This window comes from Neisseria sicca 4320 (assembly GCF_000193735.1).
Classification (GTDB): domain Bacteria; phylum Pseudomonadota; class Gammaproteobacteria; order Burkholderiales; family Neisseriaceae; genus Neisseria; species Neisseria sicca_E.
The window spans coordinates 1-19774 of the sequence record NZ_AEPF01000148.1 but is presented as its reverse complement, the minus strand read 5'-3'; the positions used below and the strand labels follow the sequence as shown (position 1 = coordinate 19774).

At 51.6% G+C, this 19774-nt stretch carries 17 protein-coding genes and 1 pseudogene; 12 read left to right on the top strand and 6 right to left on the bottom strand.

What is annotated here, in order from left to right:
- The first annotated feature begins 11 nt into the window (after window positions 1-11).
- The 4 genes and pseudogenes from ypfJ (at window position 12) to NSCA4_RS0111565 (ending at window position 4745) form a co-directional block, all read left to right on the top strand.
- The gene (gene ypfJ, locus NSCA4_RS0111575) at window positions 12-848 is read left to right on the top strand and encodes a KPN_02809 family neutral zinc metallopeptidase (RefSeq protein ID WP_016688268.1); all 837 of its coding nucleotides are present in this window, start codon (window positions 12-14) and stop codon (window positions 846-848) included.
- Between the two features lie 120 nt (window positions 849-968).
- Window positions 969-2351, top strand: coding sequence for a phosphomannomutase/phosphoglucomutase (locus NSCA4_RS0111570; protein ID WP_016688267.1), 1383 nt, complete (start codon window positions 969-971; stop codon window positions 2349-2351).
- Between the two features lie 183 nt (window positions 2352-2534).
- Window positions 2535-2642, top strand: a pseudogene (locus NSCA4_RS15330) (IS5/IS1182 family transposase); the annotation flags it as partial.
- 330 nt (window positions 2643-2972) lie between these two features.
- Complete coding sequence (locus tag NSCA4_RS0111565; RefSeq protein ID WP_016688266.1) at window positions 2973-4745, top strand: assimilatory sulfite reductase (NADPH) flavoprotein subunit; 1773 nt, start codon at window positions 2973-2975, stop codon at window positions 4743-4745.
- A 307-nt stretch (window positions 4746-5052) separates the two neighbouring features.
- Here NSCA4_RS0111565 and NSCA4_RS0111560 read toward each other — a convergent pair whose 3' ends face one another.
- Genes NSCA4_RS0111560 through NSCA4_RS0111535 form a run of 6 tightly spaced genes read right to left on the bottom strand, consistent with a single transcriptional unit; the run spans window position 5053 to window position 11325 of the window.
- Window positions 5053-5709 (bottom strand): MarC family protein, encoded by a 657-nt coding sequence (locus NSCA4_RS0111560; protein ID WP_016688265.1) that lies wholly within the window; start codon window positions 5707-5709, stop codon window positions 5053-5055.
- A gap of 11 nt (window positions 5710-5720) precedes the next feature.
- Window positions 5721-6884 carry a rod shape-determining protein RodA gene (gene rodA, locus NSCA4_RS0111555; RefSeq protein WP_016688264.1) on the bottom strand — a complete coding sequence of 388 codons (1164 nt, stop codon included), beginning with the start codon at window positions 6882-6884 and terminating at the stop codon, window positions 5721-5723.
- Complete coding sequence (mrdA, locus tag NSCA4_RS0111550) at window positions 6877-8916, bottom strand: penicillin-binding protein 2 (RefSeq protein WP_016688263.1); 2040 nt, start codon at window positions 8914-8916, stop codon at window positions 6877-6879. The genes rodA and mrdA overlap by 8 nt, the downstream gene beginning before the upstream one ends.
- Before the next feature lie 9 nt (window positions 8917-8925).
- Window positions 8926-9429, bottom strand: coding sequence for a rod shape-determining protein MreD (mreD, locus tag NSCA4_RS0111545; RefSeq protein WP_003741345.1), 504 nt, complete (start codon window positions 9427-9429; stop codon window positions 8926-8928).
- 7 nt (window positions 9430-9436) lie between these two features.
- Complete coding sequence (mreC, locus tag NSCA4_RS0111540; RefSeq protein ID WP_016688262.1) at window positions 9437-10276, bottom strand: rod shape-determining protein MreC; 840 nt, start codon at window positions 10274-10276, stop codon at window positions 9437-9439.
- Window positions 10277-10287: 11 nt separating this feature from the next.
- The gene (locus NSCA4_RS0111535; protein WP_016688261.1) at window positions 10288-11325 is read right to left on the bottom strand and encodes a rod shape-determining protein; all 1038 of its coding nucleotides are present in this window, start codon (window positions 11323-11325) and stop codon (window positions 10288-10290) included.
- Between the two features lie 228 nt (window positions 11326-11553).
- On the opposite strand from NSCA4_RS0111535, the gene gatC reads away from it, so the two are divergent.
- The 8 genes from gatC (at window position 11554) to NSCA4_RS0111490 (ending at window position 19703) form a co-directional block, all read left to right on the top strand.
- Window positions 11554-11844: an Asp-tRNA(Asn)/Glu-tRNA(Gln) amidotransferase subunit GatC gene (gatC, locus tag NSCA4_RS0111530; protein WP_003741352.1), complete on the top strand. Its 291-nt coding sequence runs from the start codon at window positions 11554-11556 to the stop codon at window positions 11842-11844.
- Between the two features lie 171 nt (window positions 11845-12015).
- Window positions 12016-13473 (top strand): Asp-tRNA(Asn)/Glu-tRNA(Gln) amidotransferase subunit GatA, encoded by a 1458-nt coding sequence (gatA, locus tag NSCA4_RS0111525; protein ID WP_016688260.1) that lies wholly within the window; start codon window positions 12016-12018, stop codon window positions 13471-13473.
- The gene (locus tag NSCA4_RS0111520; RefSeq protein WP_016688259.1) at window positions 13473-14345 is read left to right on the top strand and encodes a VirK/YbjX family protein; all 873 of its coding nucleotides are present in this window, start codon (window positions 13473-13475) and stop codon (window positions 14343-14345) included. The genes gatA and NSCA4_RS0111520 overlap by 1 nt, the downstream gene beginning before the upstream one ends.
- Window positions 14346-14446: 101 nt before the next feature.
- Window positions 14447-15877, top strand: a complete 1431-nt coding sequence (gene gatB, locus NSCA4_RS0111515; protein ID WP_016688258.1) for an Asp-tRNA(Asn)/Glu-tRNA(Gln) amidotransferase subunit GatB — start codon at window positions 14447-14449, stop codon at window positions 15875-15877.
- Window positions 15878-16024: 147 nt separating this feature from the next.
- Window positions 16025-17143, top strand: a complete 1119-nt coding sequence (locus NSCA4_RS0111510; protein WP_016688257.1) for a methyltransferase — start codon at window positions 16025-16027, stop codon at window positions 17141-17143.
- A gap of 40 nt (window positions 17144-17183) precedes the next feature.
- Complete coding sequence (locus NSCA4_RS0111505) at window positions 17184-17867, top strand: 16S rRNA pseudouridine(516) synthase (RefSeq protein ID WP_016688256.1); 684 nt, start codon at window positions 17184-17186, stop codon at window positions 17865-17867.
- Between the two features lie 497 nt (window positions 17868-18364).
- On the top strand, window positions 18365-19303 hold the full coding sequence (locus tag NSCA4_RS0111495; protein WP_029609754.1) for an immunity 49 family protein: 939 nt from the start codon (window positions 18365-18367) through the stop codon (window positions 19301-19303).
- 79 nt (window positions 19304-19382) lie between these two features.
- The gene (locus NSCA4_RS0111490) at window positions 19383-19703 is read left to right on the top strand and encodes a hypothetical protein (RefSeq protein ID WP_016688254.1); all 321 of its coding nucleotides are present in this window, start codon (window positions 19383-19385) and stop codon (window positions 19701-19703) included.
- The last annotated feature ends 71 nt before the right edge of the window (window positions 19704-19774 follow it).

Here is a 19774-nt window from a genome sequence, read left to right as displayed (position 1 = left end):
AGGAACGCAAAATGGATTGGAAAGGACGCGAACAAAGTCAAAACGTTGAAGACCGGCGCGGTAGGAGCGGCGGCGGCGGCGGTAAAACGCCCGGCATACTTGGTATGATCGTCGTCTTGGTCGGTGCATACTACGGCATTGATTTAAGCGGTTTGGTCGGTACGCCTTCCATGGGTACGGTTTCAACCCAAACTTCCCAGCTTAAGCCTCAGGAAGAAGCCGAGTTGAACGAACTGGCCCGTGTCGTACTCGGTAACACGGAAAAAGCTTGGGGTAGCTATTTCAAACAACTCGGGCAAAATTATACCCCGACTACCATGGTGTTATATAACGGCGGTACATCCACCGCCTGCGGCATGGGGCAATCGGCAATGGGCCCGTTTTACTGCCCGGGCGACCAAAAAGTTTATCTCGACTTAGACTTTTATAGAGATATGCAGACCAAACTGAACTCTGCCAGCGATGCCGCGTTTGCCTACGTCATCGCACACGAAGTCGGACACCACGTCCAAAACCTGCTGGGGATTCTGCCCAAAGTCAATAAATTGCAGCAACAGGTCGGTAAAAAAGAAGCCAATGCCCTTTCCGTCAAACTCGAATTGCAGGCGGACTGTTTCGCGGGCATTTGGGGTCATTACGCTGTCAACGAGAATATCTTCAAAGCCGAAGACATCCCCAAAGCTATGCTGGCTGCCGAATCCGTCGGCGACGACCGCCTTCAGAAAAAGGGGCAGGGCTACGTCGTTCCCGACAGCTTTACACACGGCTCGTCCGAACAGCGCATGACATGGCTCAAACGCGGTTTGGACAGCGGCGACATCAATCAATGCAACACTTTCGGTAACTGATTGAAACCGCAGTAAATGTTATTTTATGTACCCCCCAAAGGTCGTCTGAAAGCCTTCAGACGACCTTTGCCTATGTTAGAATAAGCCCGTTTTCCATTCACAATCACAAAGGAAACCATCATGGCAAATATTGCCTGCGACATCTTCAAAGCCTACGACATCCGAGGCATTGTCGGCAAAACCCTGACCAACGAAGCCGCCTACCTTATCGGCAAAGCCATCGCCACCCGAGCCGCCGAAAAAGGCATCACCCGCATCGCACTCGGACGCGACGGACGCTTGAGCGGTCCCGAATTGATGGAACACATCCAACGCGGCTTTACCGACAGCGGCATTGACGTCCTCAATGTCGGCATGGTCGCCACCCCCATGCTTTATTTCGCCGCCATCAACGAATGCGGCGGCAGCGGCGTGATGATTACCGGCAGCCACAACCCGCCCGATTACAACGGTTTCAAAATGATGCTCGGCGGCGACACCCTCGCAGGCGAAGCCATCCAAGAACTGCTCGCCCTGATTGAAGCCGACAAACTGGTTGCCTCCGACAAAAAAGGCAGCGTAATCGAAAAAGACATCTCCGGCGAATACCACAACCACATCGTCGGCCACGTCAAACTCAAACGCCCCATGAAAATCGCCATCGACACGGGCAACGGCGTAGGCGGCGCATTCGCAGGCAAACTCTACAAAGGTTTGGGCAACGAAGTAACCGAACTTTTCTGCGAAGTGGACGGCACGTTCCCCAACCATCATCCCGACCCTTCCAAACCGAAAAACCTGCAAGATTTGATTGCCGCGCTGAAAAACAGCGATGCCGAAATCGGCTTGGCTTTTGACGGCGATGCCGACCGCTTGGGCGTCGTCACCAAAGACGGCAACATCATCTATCCCGACCGCCAGCTCATGCTGTTTGCCCAAGACGTATTGAGCCGAAATCCCGGCGCGAAAGTCATCTTCGACGTGAAATCCACCCGCCTGCTGGCTCCATGGATTAAAGAACACGGCGGCGAACCCGTCATGGAAAAAACCGGCCACAGCTTCATCAAGTCCACCATGAAAAAAACCGGCGCGCTGGTTGCCGGCGAAATGAGCGGACACGTCTTCTTCAAAGAACGCTGGTTCGGCTTCGACGACGGTCTGTACGCCGGCGCGCGCCTCTTGGAAATCCTGTCCGCCTTCGACAATCCGTCTGAAGTGTTGAACAAGCTGCCGCAAAGCATTTCCACGCCCGAACTCAATATCGACCTGCCCGAAGGCAGCAACGGCCATCAGGTTATCGACGAACTCGCCGCCAAAGCCAAATTCGAAGGCGCGACCGAAATCATCACCATCGATGGCCTGCGCGTAGAATTCCCAGACGGCTTCGGTCTGATGCGCGCCTCCAATACCACGCCGATTTTGGTGTTGCGCTTCGAGGCAGATTCCGATGAAGCCATCGAGCGGATTCAAAACCAGTTTAAAGCCGTCATCGAAAGCAATCCCGCGCTGAAATGGCCGCTGTAAACGGTTAACGCTTTAAAGCTCAAAAAAAGTCGTCTGAAAACCGATATTGCAGGTTTTCAGACGACCTTTTCTATCTGTCCATACAAAATTCAGCTTTATTTCAACCCCTTCAAATACCCGCCGCCTTTGCAGGAATATTCTGCGCAATTCGGATCATCGGCTATTTTGCAGGCATGGATATAGTATAGTGGATTAAATTTAAATCAGGACAAGGCGACGAAGCCGCAGACAGTACAAATAGTACGGCAAGGCGAGGCAACGCCGTACTGGTTTAAATTTAATCTACTATATTTTTGCTTTCTCCAAAATTTAGACAGCTATACACAACAAAACCACCAATTTCATTGCAAAAATTTCTTACCCATTTATATTTTGCCAATCCGAAAGATGATAGTCAGGTCGTCTGAAACCCAAACCCATCACCATTCTTTCCTCCCTTTTTTCCTAATTCAGAATATAACGAAATCGCATTAAATTAAAACCAAGCATTCTTTCCGTTTTTCAGACGACCTATTTACAGTATCGCCACTGTTTCTATAAAAATCATCAACCAATCAAACCATTAAAGCCGCGTAGGCAAAACGCTCTGCCTCAAGCTGCCGTCCGCACAAAGGAACCGACATGACACCAGCCAACCCGCTTCCCGCCGAACTTTCCGCACAACTCACCACCCTCTCGCCCACGCAACTCGCTTGGCTTTCCGGCTACTGCTGGGCGCAAAGTCAAGGGGCGGCGGGCGGTTTGGAGGTTTCCGCTGCTCCCGCTGTTGCTGCCCCCGCGCGACGCGTGTTGGTCTTATCCGCCTCGCAAACGGGCAATGCGCGCGGCGTTGCCGAATCTTTACACGCCAAACTTAAAGCCGCAGGCGTAGAAGCCGCGTTGAAGAGCGCGAGTGAATTCAAAAGCAAAACCCTGCCTGATGAAGACATCGTGTTATTGGTAACATCCACGCAAGGTGAGGGCGAGCCGCCCGAAGAAGCCCTGCCGCTGTATAAATTCGTCTTCGGCAAAAAAGCCCCCGATTTGGGCAAACTCACTTTTGCCGTTTTGGGTTTGGGCGATTCTTCCTATCCCAATTTCTGCCAAGCGGGCAAAGACTTTGACGCCAAATTTGCCGAACTGGGTGCACGTCGTCTGAACGATTTGGGCATCTGCGATTTAGAGTTTCAAAACGCTGCCGACGCATGGGTCGAAGCTGTCGTCCCCAAAGTTGCCGAGCTTGCCGCCCAAGCCGCCACTCTTTCCGCCACACCAGCCGCAAACCAAACCGTCGGCACTGTCTATACCAAAGACAAACCCTATACCGCCACCCTGTCCGTCCGCCAAAAAATCACGTCCCGTTCCGCCGAAAAAGACGTGGAACACATCGAAATCGACCTGTCCGGCTCCGGCTTGCACTATGAGGCAGGCGACGCATTGGGCGTACTCCCGCTCAACGATCCGGCTTTGGTTCAAGAAATCCTCGATTTACACCAATTAAGCGGAGAAGAAAAAATCCGCCTTTCAGACGACCTCGAAACCGACATCCGCACCGCCCTGACCGAGTCCGCCGACATCACGCAAAACACACCGGCACTCGTACAGCAATACGCCGAATTGTCCGGCAGCGAAGCACTCAAAACCACAGCCGCCGACAAAGCCCGATTGGACGCCTACCTTGCCGCCACTCCGCCCGTCGGCGTCTTCGCCGCCCATCCCCATCCGTTGGACGCGCAAACCCTGTTCCAACTGTTTCGCCCGCAAACCCCGCGCCTTTACTCCATCGCCTCCGCACAAGACGAAGTCGGCGAAGAAGTACACCTGACCGTCGGCGTCGTCCGCTTCGAACACCACGGCAACAGCTACACCGGCGCAGCCTCAGGCTATCTGGGCGAACGCCTTGAAGAAGGCGGCGAAGTACGCGTCTTCGTCGAACCCAACCCCAATTTCCGCCTGCCCGCCGACGGCAACACCCCCATTATCATGATAGGCGCAGGCACAGGCATCGCTCCCTTCCGCGCCTTCATGCAGCAACGCGCCGCCAACGGCGACAGCGGCAAAAACTGGCTCATCTTCGGCAACCAACGCCTCGCCGATGACTTCCTCTACCAGCTCGAATGGATCGATTACCGCAAAGACGGCATCCTCACCCGCGCCGACTTGGCATGGAGCAGACAAGGCGAACGCAAAGTCTATGTCCAACACAAAATCGCCGAACACGCCGCCGAAGTCTGGAACTGGCTGCAACAAGGCGCACACCTCTACGTCTGCGGCGACGCCACCCGCATGGCGCGCGACGTAGAAACCGCCCTACTCGACGTCATCGAAACCCAAGGCAAACTCAGCCGCGACGATGCCGAAGACTATCTCAACGAAATGCGCGAAGATAAACGCTACCAACGCGACGTTTATTGATACCGCCCCAAACGAAAGGTCGTCTGAAAAGCCCAAATCGGGTTTTCAGACGACGGCGGATTCGCATTTGAAGTGTAACTTTTCATTACAGAAAAAGGCCGTTATGCAGCAGCATACAGCCTTTCTGCAAGAAAATTGCTATGGGGGCTACACACAACTGACCTAGACGAAATATCCAAAGTCAGGACAGTTGGGGAATATTGCAGGACATGTCATCTAAAACACAAAACCATTTTCAGACGACTTTCTATGTTGAGAAATATGACCAAATACGCGATAAATTTTGCCTTCTGCACAATCCGACGAACTAGCCTGCCAGTTGCGGGAAAATGGATTTCAATCCGGCAACGATGATTTCTACGGAGACAGCGGCAAGCATCATGCCCATGATGCGGTTGAGAATGGTCAATCCTGTTGTACCTAGTTTTTTGCTGATTCGTCCGGCAACAACGAGGATGGCGTAGCAAATCAGGCTGACGAGCAAACCTGCGGCGAGAATCAAAGCAATATCGCTGTAATTTTTGGCAGCTGAGGCATAGATGATGACGGTAGAAATACCGCCCGGTCCGATGGTAATGGGGATGGCGACAGGGACGACGGCAATGGCTTTGGCGTTTTTCTGGATGTGTTGTACGACGCCCTCTTCTTTATCTGCGCCGATATTCTGTTTGGCGGGATTATCGTTGCCGTTCATCATGGAGATGGCGATAAGCAATACCAAAATACCGCCGCCGACTTGGAAGGAGCCGACGCTGATGCCTAAGATTTTCAACAACATCCCGCCCGCTAATGTGAAAACGGTAATGACGATGAAGACGGCGAGCGCGGCAGTGCGGGCGATGCGGCGTTTTTCTTTGGTGCTGTGATCCTGTGTCAAATCGAGATAGATCGAAAGCGCGCTGAACGGGTTAATCAATACAAGGAAGGCAACCAAAAGTTTGCCGATTTCTACACCTAATTCCATTTTTCATTCCCTTATTGGTTTTTTGTAGAGACGTTTACATCCGCTTTATCGTTAAATTCGTAGCGGCGTTTGGTTTTATGTTCGCTGGAAATACCCATCAGCAGCGCAAGTACGGTCATGATGGAAAGCGTTGCAGTACCGCCGTAGCTGACCAACGGCAGGGGGACGCCGACAACGGGCAAAATGCCGCTGACCATGCCCATGTTCACAAAGGCATAACAGAAAAAGGTCATGGTCAATGCGCCGGCAAGCGTGCGGCTGTATAGCGATTGGGCTTTGGCGGCAATCAGAAGTCCGCGCGTCAGGATAACGAGATAAACCAGCAGCAGCAAGATGTTGCCGATCAAACCGAATTCTTCGCCATATACGGCAAAAATGAAGTCGGTCGTAGACTCGGGAATGTAATCCAAATGCGTTTGTGTGCCGTTGAGCCAGCCTTTCCCCCAAACGCCGCCCGAACCGATGGCAATCATGGACTGAATGATATGGTAGCCTGCGCCCAAAGGGTCTTGCGTCGGGTCAAGCAGCGTCAGGACGCGGGTTTTCTGATAGTCGTGCATCCCGTAGTTCCACAAAAGCGGCAATGCGGCAACAAAGGCGACGATGGCGGCAAAGATGACTTTCCACGGCAGGCCTGCGAAAAAAACGATGAAAATGCCCGATGCCATAATCAAAACCGCCGTTCCCAAATCGGGCTGTTTCAGAATCAGCGCAACGGGGATGAGGATTAAAAGCATGGCGATGATGTAGTGAAACCATTTCAGACGACCTTCGTGCCGCTGGAAATACCAAGCAACGGTCATGGGCAGGACGATTTTCATGATTTCGGACGGCTGGATGCGCGTGAAGCCCAGTTCCAGCCAGCGCGTAGAACCATTGACGGTAACGCCTGCAACTTCGACGGCGACAAGCAGCAACACGCCAATCAGGTACATCGGCAGCGCCACTTTTGCGGCATCACGAGGCTTGAAGGAAGCAACGAACCACAGCAGTGCAAAGCCAGTTACGGTATGCATGGTTTTGTGTTCAAGCTGACCGAAATCCTGCCCGTCCGCCGAATAGAGCAAAAACAGGCTCATGACGTAGATGGCGAGCATAGGGAAAAACAGCCACGGGTCTATCGGGGCGGATACGATGCGCTTGATTTTCGCCCACATTCCGACCGTTTCATTCATGATTTGCTTCCTCCTGTTTCAGACCGTAGGCTTTTTGGAACATGGTCGGCGGTTGGGGTTGTGTGCGGTGTTGTTGCGGTTCGGGCATTCCGCCTGCGTCGGGGTCGTCTGAAAACTGCTGCGGCTTGACGTTGAGCATATAAAAGTCGGTTAAGCTGCGGGCAAGCGGTGCGGCGTATGCACCCCAGCCGCCGTTCTCCAGAATCACGGCGATGGCGATTTCAGGCTTCTCTAAGGGGGCAAACGAAATAAACCACGCATGGTCGCGGTATTGCTCGCGCAAGGCTGAGGCGTTGTAACGACCGCCCTGCTTGATTTGCACAACCTGTGCCGTACCCGTTTTGCCGCCCATGCTGTAAGCCAAACCGCCGCCGATGCGGTGTGCCGTCCCTCCCGGCTTCAAGACTTTCTCCATTGCCTGTTTGACGTATTCGAAATTGTCTTGTTTGAACGGAATTTTGTATTCGGGATTGGGATTGATACGCGTGATTTTGCGTTTGTCGAAATCCAACAATTCTTTCACCAAATGCGGCTGATAAACCACACCGTCATTAGCGAGCGAGGCGGTGGCGTGTGCCATTTGCAGCGGGGTGTAGGCGTTGTAACCCTGCCCGATGCTGACCGAGACCATCTCGCCTGCGCGCCATTCTTTGGCGGTAGGATCGGACGATTTGGCAAAGCGTTTCGCCTTCCATTCGCGGCTGGGCAAAACGCCTGTATATTCGCTCGGCAGGTCGATGCCGGTTTTTTTGCCGAACCCGAATTGCGCTAAATACGGCGACGCTTTATCTATGCCCATTTCGTAGCCCAAGCGGTAGAAAAAGGTATCAGACGACACCTGTATCGCTTTGCTCAAATTTGCCGAACCATGACCGCTGCGTACGGAATCTCGGAAAACGTGGCGGCTGCCGGGAATGCTCCATGCTCCGGGCGCAGGAACGACAGTTGTTTGGGTAATTTTGCCGCTTTCCAGCAAAGCCATGCCCATAAACGGCTTAAATGTCGAGCCTGGCGGATACAGACCTTGTGTTACGCGGTTGACCAACGGCTTTTGCCAGTCATCATTCAAGGATTTCCAAGTTTCGCTGTCGATGCCGTCGATAAAGAGGTTGGGATCGAAAGAAGGTTTGGAAACGAAAGCCAACACTGTACCGTCTTGCGGATTGATGGCGACAATCGCCCCGCGCCTGTCTCCCAATATTTTGTCCGCTTTTTGTTGCATACGGATGTCCATGCCCAAACGCAAAGTTTGTCCCATGCGCGACGGCACGTTTTTCAAGACGCGTACGATATTACCGTAAGCGTCTTTTTCCACTTCTTGATAGCCGGGCGCGCCATGAAGCTGCGGTTCGTAATATTTTTCCAGACCCGATTTGCCGATGTGGGTGCTGCCGCGATAGAGCGCAGTCAAGCCCTCTTCTTCCAAAACCTCCTGATCTTTGTCGCTGATGCGCCCGATATAACCTAAAAAGTGTGAAGTCAGCTTGCCATAAGGATACTCGCGGAAAGTGCGCGAATTGACTTCTACGCCTTTAAATTCATTCAGATGCACCGACAATTTCGCTGCTTCTTCATCTGTCAGGCGCAGCTTGAGCGGGATGTTTTCAAATTTACGGTAGCTTTCGCGATATTTGTAAAAACGCTTCAAATCGGTAGGCGTAATATCGACATACTTCCGCAGTGATTCGATGACATCTTCCATCTTGCCTTCAATGCGGCTGGGGATGACCTCTAGAGAAAACACGGGATAGTTTTTTGCCAACGGTACGCCGTTGACATCTACGATTTCGCCGCGGACGGGCGGGGTCGGAATTAATGTGATGCGGTTGCTGGATGCCTGTCCGGAAAAATCGTCATGCCGAAACACCTGCAAATAGACAAACCGAGCCACCAATGCGGCAAACAAAACCACAATCAGGATAAACGCCACCAGCAGACGCAATAAAGAATCGGCTTGCGCCGCCTTTGCAGTCTGTGTTTTACCGCTACCGCCATTTCTCAGACGACGTTTCAGAATATTCAGTATAGACATGATTTCACGTTATCTGTTGGCGCGATAGAAATTGGTCAGCATCAGCATCAACTGGCTCAAGAAAGGCCAAAGCAGCGCACCGGTCAACGGCGCAATGAAACTTTGCCAAGTAATGATTTGGTTGTTGAGGAACAGACGCGCCGCCACCAATACCGCCTGATGGCAGAACAATGCTGCCAATACCGCCCCGATCTGCATGATGTGGCCGTAGAGCATAATTTGACGGCGCGTGTTCAAAACGAAATACACCATGACCGTATAAGACAATGCGTGCAGCCCCAAAGTCGCTGCCGTTGCGGCATCTACTATCAAGCCGAGTAAAAACGCAATACCCATGCCGACACGTTGAGGATGGTGCATCGACCAATAAAGCAGCATCAGCGCGGTCAGCTCCGGCAACCAGAAAAAACCATCAAAGGGAAAAGGCATGAAATCGACAAGCATGGTTACGGCAAAACTTGCCGCAATCACGCCGACGGGCATGGCACGGTAGGAATCGTCAAAATCGTTCATGAATGATTTATTGGGAAGAATGGGAAGAGGACAGAACCAAAACAAAGCGGCTGCGGCGCAAGGCAGCAAACGGGGTCAGTTCTGTGTCGTAATAAGGCGTACCGGACGCGCGGACGACTTTATCCACGCGCGCTACGGGGATACCTGCCGGATAAATGCCGTCCAAGCCAGATGTAATCAAAACATCATGCGGCTTCAAATCCGATCCTGTCGGAAAATAGCGTAAATCCAAACCCACGCCGTTGCCGTAGGCGAGATTGCGTTCGCCCGTCCGCTCAACGGCAACAGGAACGATACTTTGCGCAGCCGACATCAATTCGACTTCCGCACTGTTGGCATGAACTAAGGTAACGCGTCCGATTAAGCCGTTTTGATCGATAACGGCATCGCCTGCTGCAACCCCTTCGCCACTGCCTTTATTGATAATCAAACGTTCGGACAATGGGTCTTTGCCACTGGACAACACTTCCGCACCAATGACATTATTTACGCCTTTTTGTTGCAAACTGTATAGCTTTTTCAGCTCCTGCAATTCGCTCAGGTTGACCTTGTCGCGTTGAAGCTGGATTTTCAGACGACCATTTTCCTCCAAAAGGAGACGGTTTTGTTCTAATAGCTCGGTTTGCGATTGAGATTGGTTGGAAATATATTGATACAGACGTACCGGCTGGTTTGCCAACCATTGCACCGGATAAAGAATCTCCGCGGCAGCAGTACGGACGGGCTGCATTAGGTCGAAACGATCGTCCGCCACCATAATGCCGGCACCCAATAAAAGATACGCAATAAAACGAGGCAACAGCTTTTGGCCCTTTGCCTCGTCAAACCGTAAAGAAGAATGTTCCATTTCAGCCTGCCTTACGGGTTATCCACAAAGACGGCATTCCATTTGCCGATATAATCCAGAGCCTTACCTGCACCATAAGCCACACAGTTCAAAGGCTGGTCGGCAATACCGACAGGGAGTCCCGTCGCATCTGCCAAAACCGTATCCATACCGTGCAACAGTGCGCCTCCACCCGTCAGCATAATCCCCCTGTCAGCAATATCTCCTGCCAATTCCGGCGATGCTTGTTCCAAAGCAAGGCGCACGGCGCGGATAATCTGATTAACCGTTTCGCTCAAAGCCTCGCGCACTTCTTCCGAAGTAATGGCCAACGATTTAGGTGTACCTTCCGCCAAGTCCCGACCTTTAATCCGCATGGCGGTTTCGGTTGCAAAGCCGGAGGCAGAACCGATTGTTTTCTTCAATTCTTCAGCCGTCGCGTCACCAATCAACACACCGCGATGACGGCGCAAATAATGCACGATGCTCTTATCGAACTCATCCCCGGCCGCACGGACAGAGGCGGAATAAGCCATACCGCCTAATGACAAGATACCGATTTCCGTTGTGCCGCCGCCGATATCCACCACCATCGAACCGGCAGAATCCTCAATCGGCAAGCCCGCACCCAAAGCAGCCGCCATCGGCTCCTCAATCAAATGTACGGAAGATGCTCCTGCGGCAAACGCAGAATCCAAAATGGCTTTTCGCTCCACTTGGGTTGCTCCGCCAGGCACGCAGATTACTACGCGCGGCGGTACGACCGAATTGCCTTCAGTCGCTTTTTTAATCAACGTACCCAACATACGCTCGGCAATTGTAAAATCAGCAATCACCCCGTCCCGCATAGGACGGACGATTTCAATATTGCGCGGCGCGCGCCCCTGCATTTTCTTGGCTTCCGTACCAACGGCGACAATCTTGCTTTTACCGCCCGTACCCGACTGAACCGCCACCACAGACGGCTCGTCCAAAACAATGCCTTTACCGCGCACATAAATCAACGTGTTCGCCGTACCCAAATCAATGGCGATATCGTTGGAGAAAAAACGGGATAGAAAACGAAACATAAAATACCTGAATATCGGCCCGGCACCGATTTTATTTGATTGTTATTCAAAATATTAAAAACATGGGAACAACGCCTTTTCAGACGCCCCCCTCCACTCCCCGTATGAAACGCATGGCGAAATCACACGCCGTTTGAGTAGTTTTCGGTTATAATTCCTCGTTTCATCGAAGAAGAATGCAATGATACCCCAAATAAGGGGGAGCCTGCTATCAGACAAGGATTTTTTATGGCTTTAAGCTTAACCGATGTGGAAAAAATTGCCAAACTCTCACGCCTTTCACTGACCGAGGAAGAAAAAGGCAAAACCCTCTCAGAATTAAACGACATTTTCGCTATGGTCGAAAAGATGCAGAGCGTGAATACCGACGGCATCGAGCCGATGGCACACCCCCACGAAGCCGCCCTACGCCTACGCGAGGATAAAGTTACTGAAACCGACCATGCCGCCGAATATCAAGCCGTCGCGCCGGAAGTGCGTAACCGTCTGTATATCGTGCCGCAGGTAATTGAAGAATAATTTCTCAGACGACCTCATTATATTGAAATGTAAAATCTAAACTTGGGTCGTCTGAAACTCGTTTCTTTTTTCCTTCTAAATTTCAATCACTGTTCAGCCTACGTTTTCGGCAACACTTTCCCGAATATTTGCCTGAAAACAGAAACCGTCTCAATTAGGAATCATGGCGCAATGACCCAATACACTCTCAAACAAGCCAGCCAACTGCTGCAATCCAAACAAATCTCCGCCGTCGAACTGGCAACCGAATACCTCGCTGCCATTGCAGCGCAGAACCCGGCTATCAACGGCTACATCACACTCGACCAAGACAAAACCCTCGCCGAAGCCCGTGCTGCCGATGCGCGCATCGCTCAAGGCGACGCTACCGCGCTCACCGGCGTGCCCATTGCCTACAAAGATATTTTCTGTCAAACGGGCTGGCGCAGCGCGTGTAGCTCCAAGATGCTGGACAATTTCGTTTCGCCCTACACTGCCACCGTCGTTCAAAACCTGCTTGACGAAGGCATGGTAACGCTCGGCCGTACCAACATGGACGAGTTTGCCATGGGCTCGACCAATGAAACCTCGTTCTACGGTGTAACCAAAAATCCGTGGAATCTTAAACACGTCCCAGGCGGTTCGTCCGGCGGCTCCGCAGCCGTTGTTGCAGCACGTATTGCTCCTGTCGCACTCGGTTCGGACACCGGCGGCTCTATCCGCCAGCCTGCTTCACACTGCGGCATCACCGGCATCAAACCTACCTACGGCACGGTTTCCCGCTTCGGCATGGTTGCCTACGCATCCAGTTTCGACCAAGCAGGCCCAATGGCGCAAACTGCCGAAGACTGCGCGATTTTGCTCAATGCGATGGCAAGCTTCGACGAGCGCGATTCCACCAGCTTGGAACGCAACAAAGAAGACTATACCCGCGACTTGGACAAACCGCTCAAAGGCATGAAAATCGGCCTGCCTAAAGAATATTTCGGCGAAGGCGCGGATGCCGATGTGCAGGCTGCTTTACAAAACGTCATCAACCTTTTAAAAGCGCAAGGCGCGGAAACCATTGAAGTTTCCCTGCCGCAAACCGCCCTGTCCATCCCCGCTTATTACGTCCTCGCTTCCGCCGAAGCCAGTACCAACCTTTCCCGCTACGACGGCGTACGCTACGGCCACCGAGCCGCGCAATTCGGCGACCTGGAAGAAATGTACAGCAATACCCGCGCCGAAGGTTTCGGCAGCGAAGTCAAACGCCGCATCATGATTGGCACTTATGTGTTGTCGCACGGCTACTACGATGCCTATTATCTGAAAGCCCAAAAACTGCGCCGCCTTGTCGCCAACGATTTTCAGACGGCATTCGCGCAATGCGACTTCATCCTCGCTCCGACTGCGCCCACCGCCGCCCCCAAACTCGGCAGCGACATCCACGATCCCGTGCAGATGTACCTTTCCGACATCTACACCATCGCAGTGAATCTGGCAGGATTGCCTGCCCTAACCCTGCCCGCAGGTTTCAGCAGCAGCGGACTGCCCATCGGCGTGCAATTTATCGGCAACCACTTTTCCGAAGCCAAAATTCTTGGCGCAGCGCATCAAGTGCAGTTGGCGAGTGATTGGCATACCAAAACCCCTGACGAAAAAGCATAATGTCGGAGCAGTTCGTTTTTCCTGACTTCAAAACCGTGTATAAAAACGCGCCAAAATTTCAAATCCAACATTTGAAGTTCACCTTGCGCAAGTTGTTTGCACGGAGGCAGATTAAGGATTTTGAAACCTTTGTCAATACTTCCGCACTACGTCGTGTTTTTTTCCAAAAGCTGCCACAAGATGCCTATCCTTTGATTCATGCCTTTATTGATAAGCGTTATGACAGACAGCGCAGACTGCAAGCTATAAAAGAAGACCTGTTGGCAGCCGAAAAACTGTTCGGACAGGAAACACTTACCCGTATGGAGACTCGCGAATTCCATATCGTCTTAGCACATCTTTCAGATGACCTGACTTTGTGGCTGAACCGGAACGATAATTGCGTGGATGAAGGAATGTGGTCGTTATCCTTGCGCGACAGCGAAGAAAAACGTCTCTACATGGCAACCTTCGCTCTAGTTGGCGGCAAACTGTTGGCCGCTTCTATCCAAGGCCCCGCAGGGGAAGAAGCCAAAGACCTTGTCCGCAGCCTGACCAAACAACTCCACGGCCTGCGCCCGCAGCAACTGATGGTAACCGCCCTGCAATATTTTTCGGCATCACTCAAGTTGGGTGGCATCATCGGCATTGCCCAAGAACATCAGGTCAAACTGCGCTGGCGGCTGAAGAAACGGGTCAAAATGAATTACGACCTGTTTTGGCAGGAAAACGGCGCAACGCTCGAAAGCGACGGCTACTGGCATCTGCCGCAAACTCCGCCGCGAAAAGACTTGGCGGAAATCGAAAGCAAAAAACGATCGATGTACCGCAAACGTTACCAAATGCTGAATAACATGGCGACTGAGATGCAGGCTTGCTTTCAGAAGACTTGATACCGGGCTTTCAGACGACCTGTTGTCTCTACAAACCAAAACAGGTCGTCTGAAAACAGCCGACCACTTTATATTATTGACATCAAAAGAAAGAACCTCTTATGACTTGGGAAACCGTAATCGGCTTGGAAATCCACGTCCAGCTCAACACCCAATCCAAAATCTTCAGCGGCGCATCGACTGCATTCGGTGCGGAACCCAATGCGCACGCCAGCGTGGTGGAATGCGCATTGCCGGGCGTACTGCCGGTAATGAACCGCGAAGTCGTTGAAAAAGCCATCAAATTAGGCTTGGCGTTGGATGCGAAAATCAATCAGAAAAACGTGTTCGACCGCAAAAACTACTTCTATCCTGATTTACCAAAAGGCTATCAAATCAGCCAGTTGGATTTGCCGATTGTCGAACACGGCAAATTGGAAATCGTGGTCGGCGACGATGTGAAAACCATCAATGTAACCCGCGCGCACATGGAAGAAGATGCAGGCAAATCCGTGCATGAAGGCTTGAACGGCGCGACCGGTATCGACTTGAACCGCGCTGGCACGCCGTTGTTGGAAGTGGTCTCCGAACCTGAAATGCGTTCCGCCGCCGAAGCCGTTGCTTACGCCAAAGCCTTACACAGCTTGGTAACCTGGCTGGACATCTGCGACGGCAATATGGCGGAAGGCTCGTTCCGCGTTGATGCCAACGTATCCGTCCGTCCGAAAGGTCAAGAAGAATTTGGCACGCGCCGCGAGATTAAAAACCTCAATTCCTTCCGCTTCTTGGAGCAGGCGATTAATTACGAAGTGGAAGCGCAAATCGAGATTTTGGAAGACGGCGGCAAAGTACAGCAGGCAACCATGTTGTTCGACCCTGAAAAAGGCGAAACCCGCGTGATGCGCCTGAAAGAAGACGCGCATGACTACCGCTACTTCCCCGACCCTGATTTGCTGCCCGTCATCATTTCAGACGACCGGTTGCAAAAAGCCAAAGCAGAAATGCCCGAACTGCCGAAAGAAATGGCGGCGCGTTTCGTGGCGGATTACGGCGTGTCCGACTACGACGCGCGCCTGCTCACTGCCAGCCGCGTGCAGGCTGCCTATTTTGAAGAAGCCGCCAAAGCCAGCGGACAAGGCAAGCTGACTGCCAACTGGATGAACGGCGAACTCGCTGCTACGCTGAACAAAGAAGGCATGGAACTTGCCGACAGCCCGATTACCGCCCCGCGCCTCGCTGCGCTGGTGGGCAAGATCGCCGACGGCACATTAAGCAGCAAATTGGCGAAAAAAGCCTTTGAAGCCATGTGGGCGGAACCCGAAGCCACCATCGCCGAAATCATCGAAAAACACGGCTTGCAGCAGATGACCGATACCGGCGCGATTGAAGCCATGGTGGACGAAGTGTTGGCAAACAACGCCAAAGCCGTGGAACAGTTCAAATCCGGCAACGAAAAAGCTCTGAATGCGATTGTGGGACAAGTGATGAAGGCCAGCAAAGGCAAGGCGAATCCCGCACAAGTTCAAGAACTGATTAAAGCCAAACTGGCTTAATCCGCTATCACACAGGTCGTCTGAAAGCAAAGTTCCAACGAAGGTAAAATGGGAAACAAGCTTTCAGACGACTGCAAATTCCGCTTTCAATACATACTTCCCGAAATATAGTAAACTTGCCGCCAGTTTTCCTTTCTCTTTGCCTTCATGTTCCCCATTATCCCCACCGACCGCGCCGCTGCCGAATGGCGCAACGAAAGCACGCAAAAGCCGCCCAAGCAGGCAGTTTATGTGCATGAAAGCAATGCAGCCGATATTCTGAAAAACGCCCATGCCCACACGGCAACCGTTTGGACGGGCGATTTCCACAACGCCAAGCAAGTGTTGGCAGCGATGAAAAAGCGCGTCCGCAGGTCGTCTGAAAAAACAAAAAACGCGTCTGTCGATCTTCAGACGACCTTCCACACCCACCGCATGAAGCAGGCGCAGCAAAGCCGCGTGTTAAATATGCTTGCCGTCGAAATCGGCGCGGGTTTTCAGTTAAGCAATCCGCGCGCGCCAGATGTCCGCGCCGCCCTTGCCGATGTGTACGACGAGCCGAACGACGCGCCGTTTTTGCTGCCGCTCAACCAGCTTTTGGGCTTTATCGGCGCACACGAATGGCACAAAAAAGGCATAGACATTCCGCAGCTTGGCGGCAAAATCCACGTCCCCTTCGGCGTGTTCTCGCCCCTGCGCGGCGAATATTTGGACTTAATCGCCCAAGCGCCGTTAAATCCCCATATTCAGACGGCCTTCGACATCGGCACAGGTTCCGGCGTCATCGCCGCCATCCTTGCCAAACGCGGCATTCCCGACATCACCGCCACCGACACCAACCTCCAAGCCATCGCCTGCGCAACCGTTAACCTCGCCCGCTTGGGGCTGGACAAACAAGTCGCCGTACAAGCCGTCGATTTGTTTCCCGAAGGACGCGCCGACCTGATAGTCAGCAACCCGCCGTGGCTGCCCGCCAAACCGACTTCCGCCGTCGAAACCGCCCTCTACGATCCCGACAACGCCATGCTGACCGCCTTCTTAAACGGCGTGCGGCAACATTTAAACACGCAAGGCGAAGCGTGGTTAATCATTTCCGACTTGGCGGAACATCTGCATCTGCGCGACCGCGATTTTTTGGAGCAATGTTTTCAGACGACTTCTTTAGAAGTGGTCGATATTCTGAAAACCAAACCGCGCCACCGAAAAGCCGCCGACGAATCCGACCCGCTCGCCTTCGCCCGCAATCGGGAAACCACTTATCTCTATCGTTTGAAAGCAAAGTCCTGATATACAATTAGGTCGTCTGAAACCCGTTCCCGCCATTCCCATGCAACTGATCAAATACCTCCAATCCCAAGGCATAGGCAGCCGCAAACAATGCCAGTGGCTGATTCAAAACGACTGTGTCGAAATCAACGATACAGTCCGCAACGACACCAAAGCCGACATCGATCCCGCCGAAGTCCAAACGCTGCGCATAGACGGCGAAAACATCGTCGTCGTGCCCATGCCCTATTTTTATATCCTGCTCAACAAGCCCGCCGATTACGAAACTTCCCACAAACCGCAACAATACCCCAGCGTTTTCAGCCTTTTTCCCGATCATATGCGCAACATCGATATGCAGGCGGTCGGCAGGCTGGATGCGGATACGACGGGCGTTTTGCTGATTACCAACGACGGGCAGTTCAACCACCGCGTTACCTCGCCGAAACACAAAGTCCCCAAAATCTACCGCGTTACTCTGAAACATCCTGCCGATGACAGCCTGTGTGAAACGCTGAAAAACGGTGTCCTTCTGCACGACGACAACGAAACCGTTCACGCCGCCGAAGCCGTTTTGGAAAACCCGACCACCCTGCTGATGACCATTACCGAAGGCAAATATCATCAAGTCAAACGCATGGTCGCCGCTGCCGGCAACCGCGTCGAACACCTCCATCGGGACGAATTTAACGGACGAACGGTAGAAAATTTAGCCTCAGGGGAGTGGAAATTCATCACAGTTTGAAAATTTTGAAGTTTTTTCAAAAAAATTTAACCATTATGATTTTTTATTTGTTTAAAAACATGATGATATAAGTGTTAAGATGTCATTAACCAAACTTAACGCCATCATTCGTGAACTATTATATAATTCGCGTGTCTGAGTAACTCTTGCTTCGAGAGAAGTGAGTAAGTGAGTAAGACGTTTTCCCCGTAATGTGTTTGGCCATCTATACTTTTCCCCTTAGTATAGATGGTTTTTTTTATCTGCGATTTTCTTAGCCCTTCCTACCGTATAGCTCCCTTCCCTTTAATCAGGCAAATAGAGTGGACTGGTAAAACAAATTATTTTATTCACAGACCGATGCCGAATGCCTGTTTGCTTAGCTGGATATAGTTCCGGGTAACGGTTAAACGAGACTGGCCTATAAAGCAGCGAAAACGGAGAAAAATTTACAAGACTTGGAAAGAACCTTGGATAATGCCGCAACCGTTGCCTAAAACCAATATAAGGAGATAATAATGGGACATAATATGATGACCACTCAAAAATGGTATGAGCATATTACAGATGTAATTATAGGCACCACTCAAAGATTTGATAGAGAGAAAAGTACTGATAGTATAGAGTATATTAATGAAAGAAAAGGATCTCCAATTGGAGCGATCTGTGTCGTTTCTATAGATGTTTATGCGGCATGCTCACATGCTTATCTGTTTGAACACAACCTTAAAAAGTTCAAACAGTATGCTTATGCTTACAGTAAACTTGAAATACTGGCAAGTATGGGATGGTCTGACCCTACGCCCTTCTTCTTTCCCTGTGACATGCTCAACATTCAAAATCCGATGTTTCTGATGCTGATGAGCGACAGCCCGCAGCTGCGTGATTTTCTGGTGCGCAACATCGACAACATCGCCAACGATACAGAAGCCTTCGTAAACCGCTACGACCTCAACCGGCATATGATTTACAATACTCTGCTGATGGTGGAGGGGAAGCAGCTTGAGCGGTTGAAACAACGTAGCGAGAAAGTCTTGGCGCACCCCGCCCCTAACAAATGGCTGCAAAAGCGGTTGTACGATTACCGCTTCTTCCTCGCTTTCGCCGAACAGGATGCTGAGGCGATGAAGGCCGCCTTAGAGCCGCTTTTCGATAAAAAAACCGCACGTATGGCTGCCAAAGAAACATTGTCATATTTCGATTTCTACCTGCAGCCGCAAATCGTTACCTACGCCAAAATTGCATCCATGCACGGTTTCGATTTAGGTATAGACCACGAAATCGCGCCGAGGGATTTGATTGTTTACGATCCGCTGCCGGCAGACGAATACCAGGACATCTTCGATTTTATGAAACAGTATGACTTGTCTTATCCGTATGAATATCTGCAGGATTGGATAGATTACTATACGTTCAAAACCGATAAGCTGGTATTTGGTAACGCAAAGCGAGAGTGAGCCGTAAATCTCTGAGCGTCTGTTTTATAGTTTTCAGTTTTGCGAAGTACTTATTCAACCCTACAAACAGGAGGTCATCATGTTAATCAAAAAAGGCTTGCTTTCTACTTTGTCCATTGCACTGATAATGGGTTTTTCCGCCCAAACTGCCGATGCAGACACCCACAAACGCCGCCATCCGCGAACTCAAGCCGAACATGGCAAACTGCATCCCGCCTGCAAAAAGTACCTCGACCGCCGCGCTGCATGGTACAAATACAAAGGCAACCGTGCCGAATTGAAAGAAAACCGAAAAGCCCGCAAAGCCTTCCGTGAGCTACCCTATAAAGAACAACGCATCCAATGCCGCGCCGCTTACGAAGCATTTGATGATTTCGATCACGGCAAATTCCGCCGTTAACAATCATATCGGCAAAGGTCGTCTGAAAACGGTTTACTATTTGAGAAAACCCGTTTTCAGACGACCTTTTG

What these genes read in the sequence shown, in the direction of transcription:
- rodA (WP_016688264.1), bottom strand. Translation starts at nt 6,884, where the DNA reads ATGAATGAAACGGTCGGAATGTGGGCGAAAATCAAGCGCATCGTATCC.
- NSCA4_RS0111535 (WP_016688261.1), bottom strand. Translation starts at nt 11,325, where the DNA reads ATGTTTCGTTTTCTATCCCGTTTTTTCTCCAACGATATCGCCATTGAT.
- mrdA (WP_016688263.1), bottom strand. Translation starts at nt 8,916, where the DNA reads ATGTCTATACTGAATATTCTGAAACGTCGTCTGAGAAATGGCGGTAGC.
- gatC (WP_003741352.1), top strand. Translation starts at nt 11,554, where the DNA reads ATGGCTTTAAGCTTAACCGATGTGGAAAAAATTGCCAAACTCTCACGC.
- mreC (WP_016688262.1), bottom strand. Translation starts at nt 10,276, where the DNA reads ATGGAACATTCTTCTTTACGGTTTGACGAGGCAAAGGGCCAAAAGCTG.
- NSCA4_RS0111490 (WP_016688254.1), top strand. Translation starts at nt 19,383, where the DNA reads ATGTTAATCAAAAAAGGCTTGCTTTCTACTTTGTCCATTGCACTGATA.
- NSCA4_RS0111570 (WP_016688267.1), top strand. Translation starts at nt 969, where the DNA reads ATGGCAAATATTGCCTGCGACATCTTCAAAGCCTACGACATCCGAGGC.
- NSCA4_RS0111520 (WP_016688259.1), top strand. Translation starts at nt 13,473, where the DNA reads ATGTCGGAGCAGTTCGTTTTTCCTGACTTCAAAACCGTGTATAAAAAC.
- ypfJ (WP_016688268.1), top strand. Translation starts at nt 12, where the DNA reads ATGGATTGGAAAGGACGCGAACAAAGTCAAAACGTTGAAGACCGGCGC.
- NSCA4_RS0111495 (WP_029609754.1), top strand. Translation starts at nt 18,365, where the DNA reads ATGGGACATAATATGATGACCACTCAAAAATGGTATGAGCATATTACA.
- NSCA4_RS0111510 (WP_016688257.1), top strand. Translation starts at nt 16,025, where the DNA reads ATGTTCCCCATTATCCCCACCGACCGCGCCGCTGCCGAATGGCGCAAC.
- gatA (WP_016688260.1), top strand. Translation starts at nt 12,016, where the DNA reads ATGACCCAATACACTCTCAAACAAGCCAGCCAACTGCTGCAATCCAAA.
- NSCA4_RS0111505 (WP_016688256.1), top strand. Translation starts at nt 17,184, where the DNA reads ATGCAACTGATCAAATACCTCCAATCCCAAGGCATAGGCAGCCGCAAA.
- gatB (WP_016688258.1), top strand. Translation starts at nt 14,447, where the DNA reads ATGACTTGGGAAACCGTAATCGGCTTGGAAATCCACGTCCAGCTCAAC.
- NSCA4_RS0111560 (WP_016688265.1), bottom strand. Translation starts at nt 5,709, where the DNA reads ATGGAATTAGGTGTAGAAATCGGCAAACTTTTGGTTGCCTTCCTTGTA.
- mreD (WP_003741345.1), bottom strand. Translation starts at nt 9,429, where the DNA reads ATGAACGATTTTGACGATTCCTACCGTGCCATGCCCGTCGGCGTGATT.
- NSCA4_RS0111565 (WP_016688266.1), top strand. Translation starts at nt 2,973, where the DNA reads ATGACACCAGCCAACCCGCTTCCCGCCGAACTTTCCGCACAACTCACC.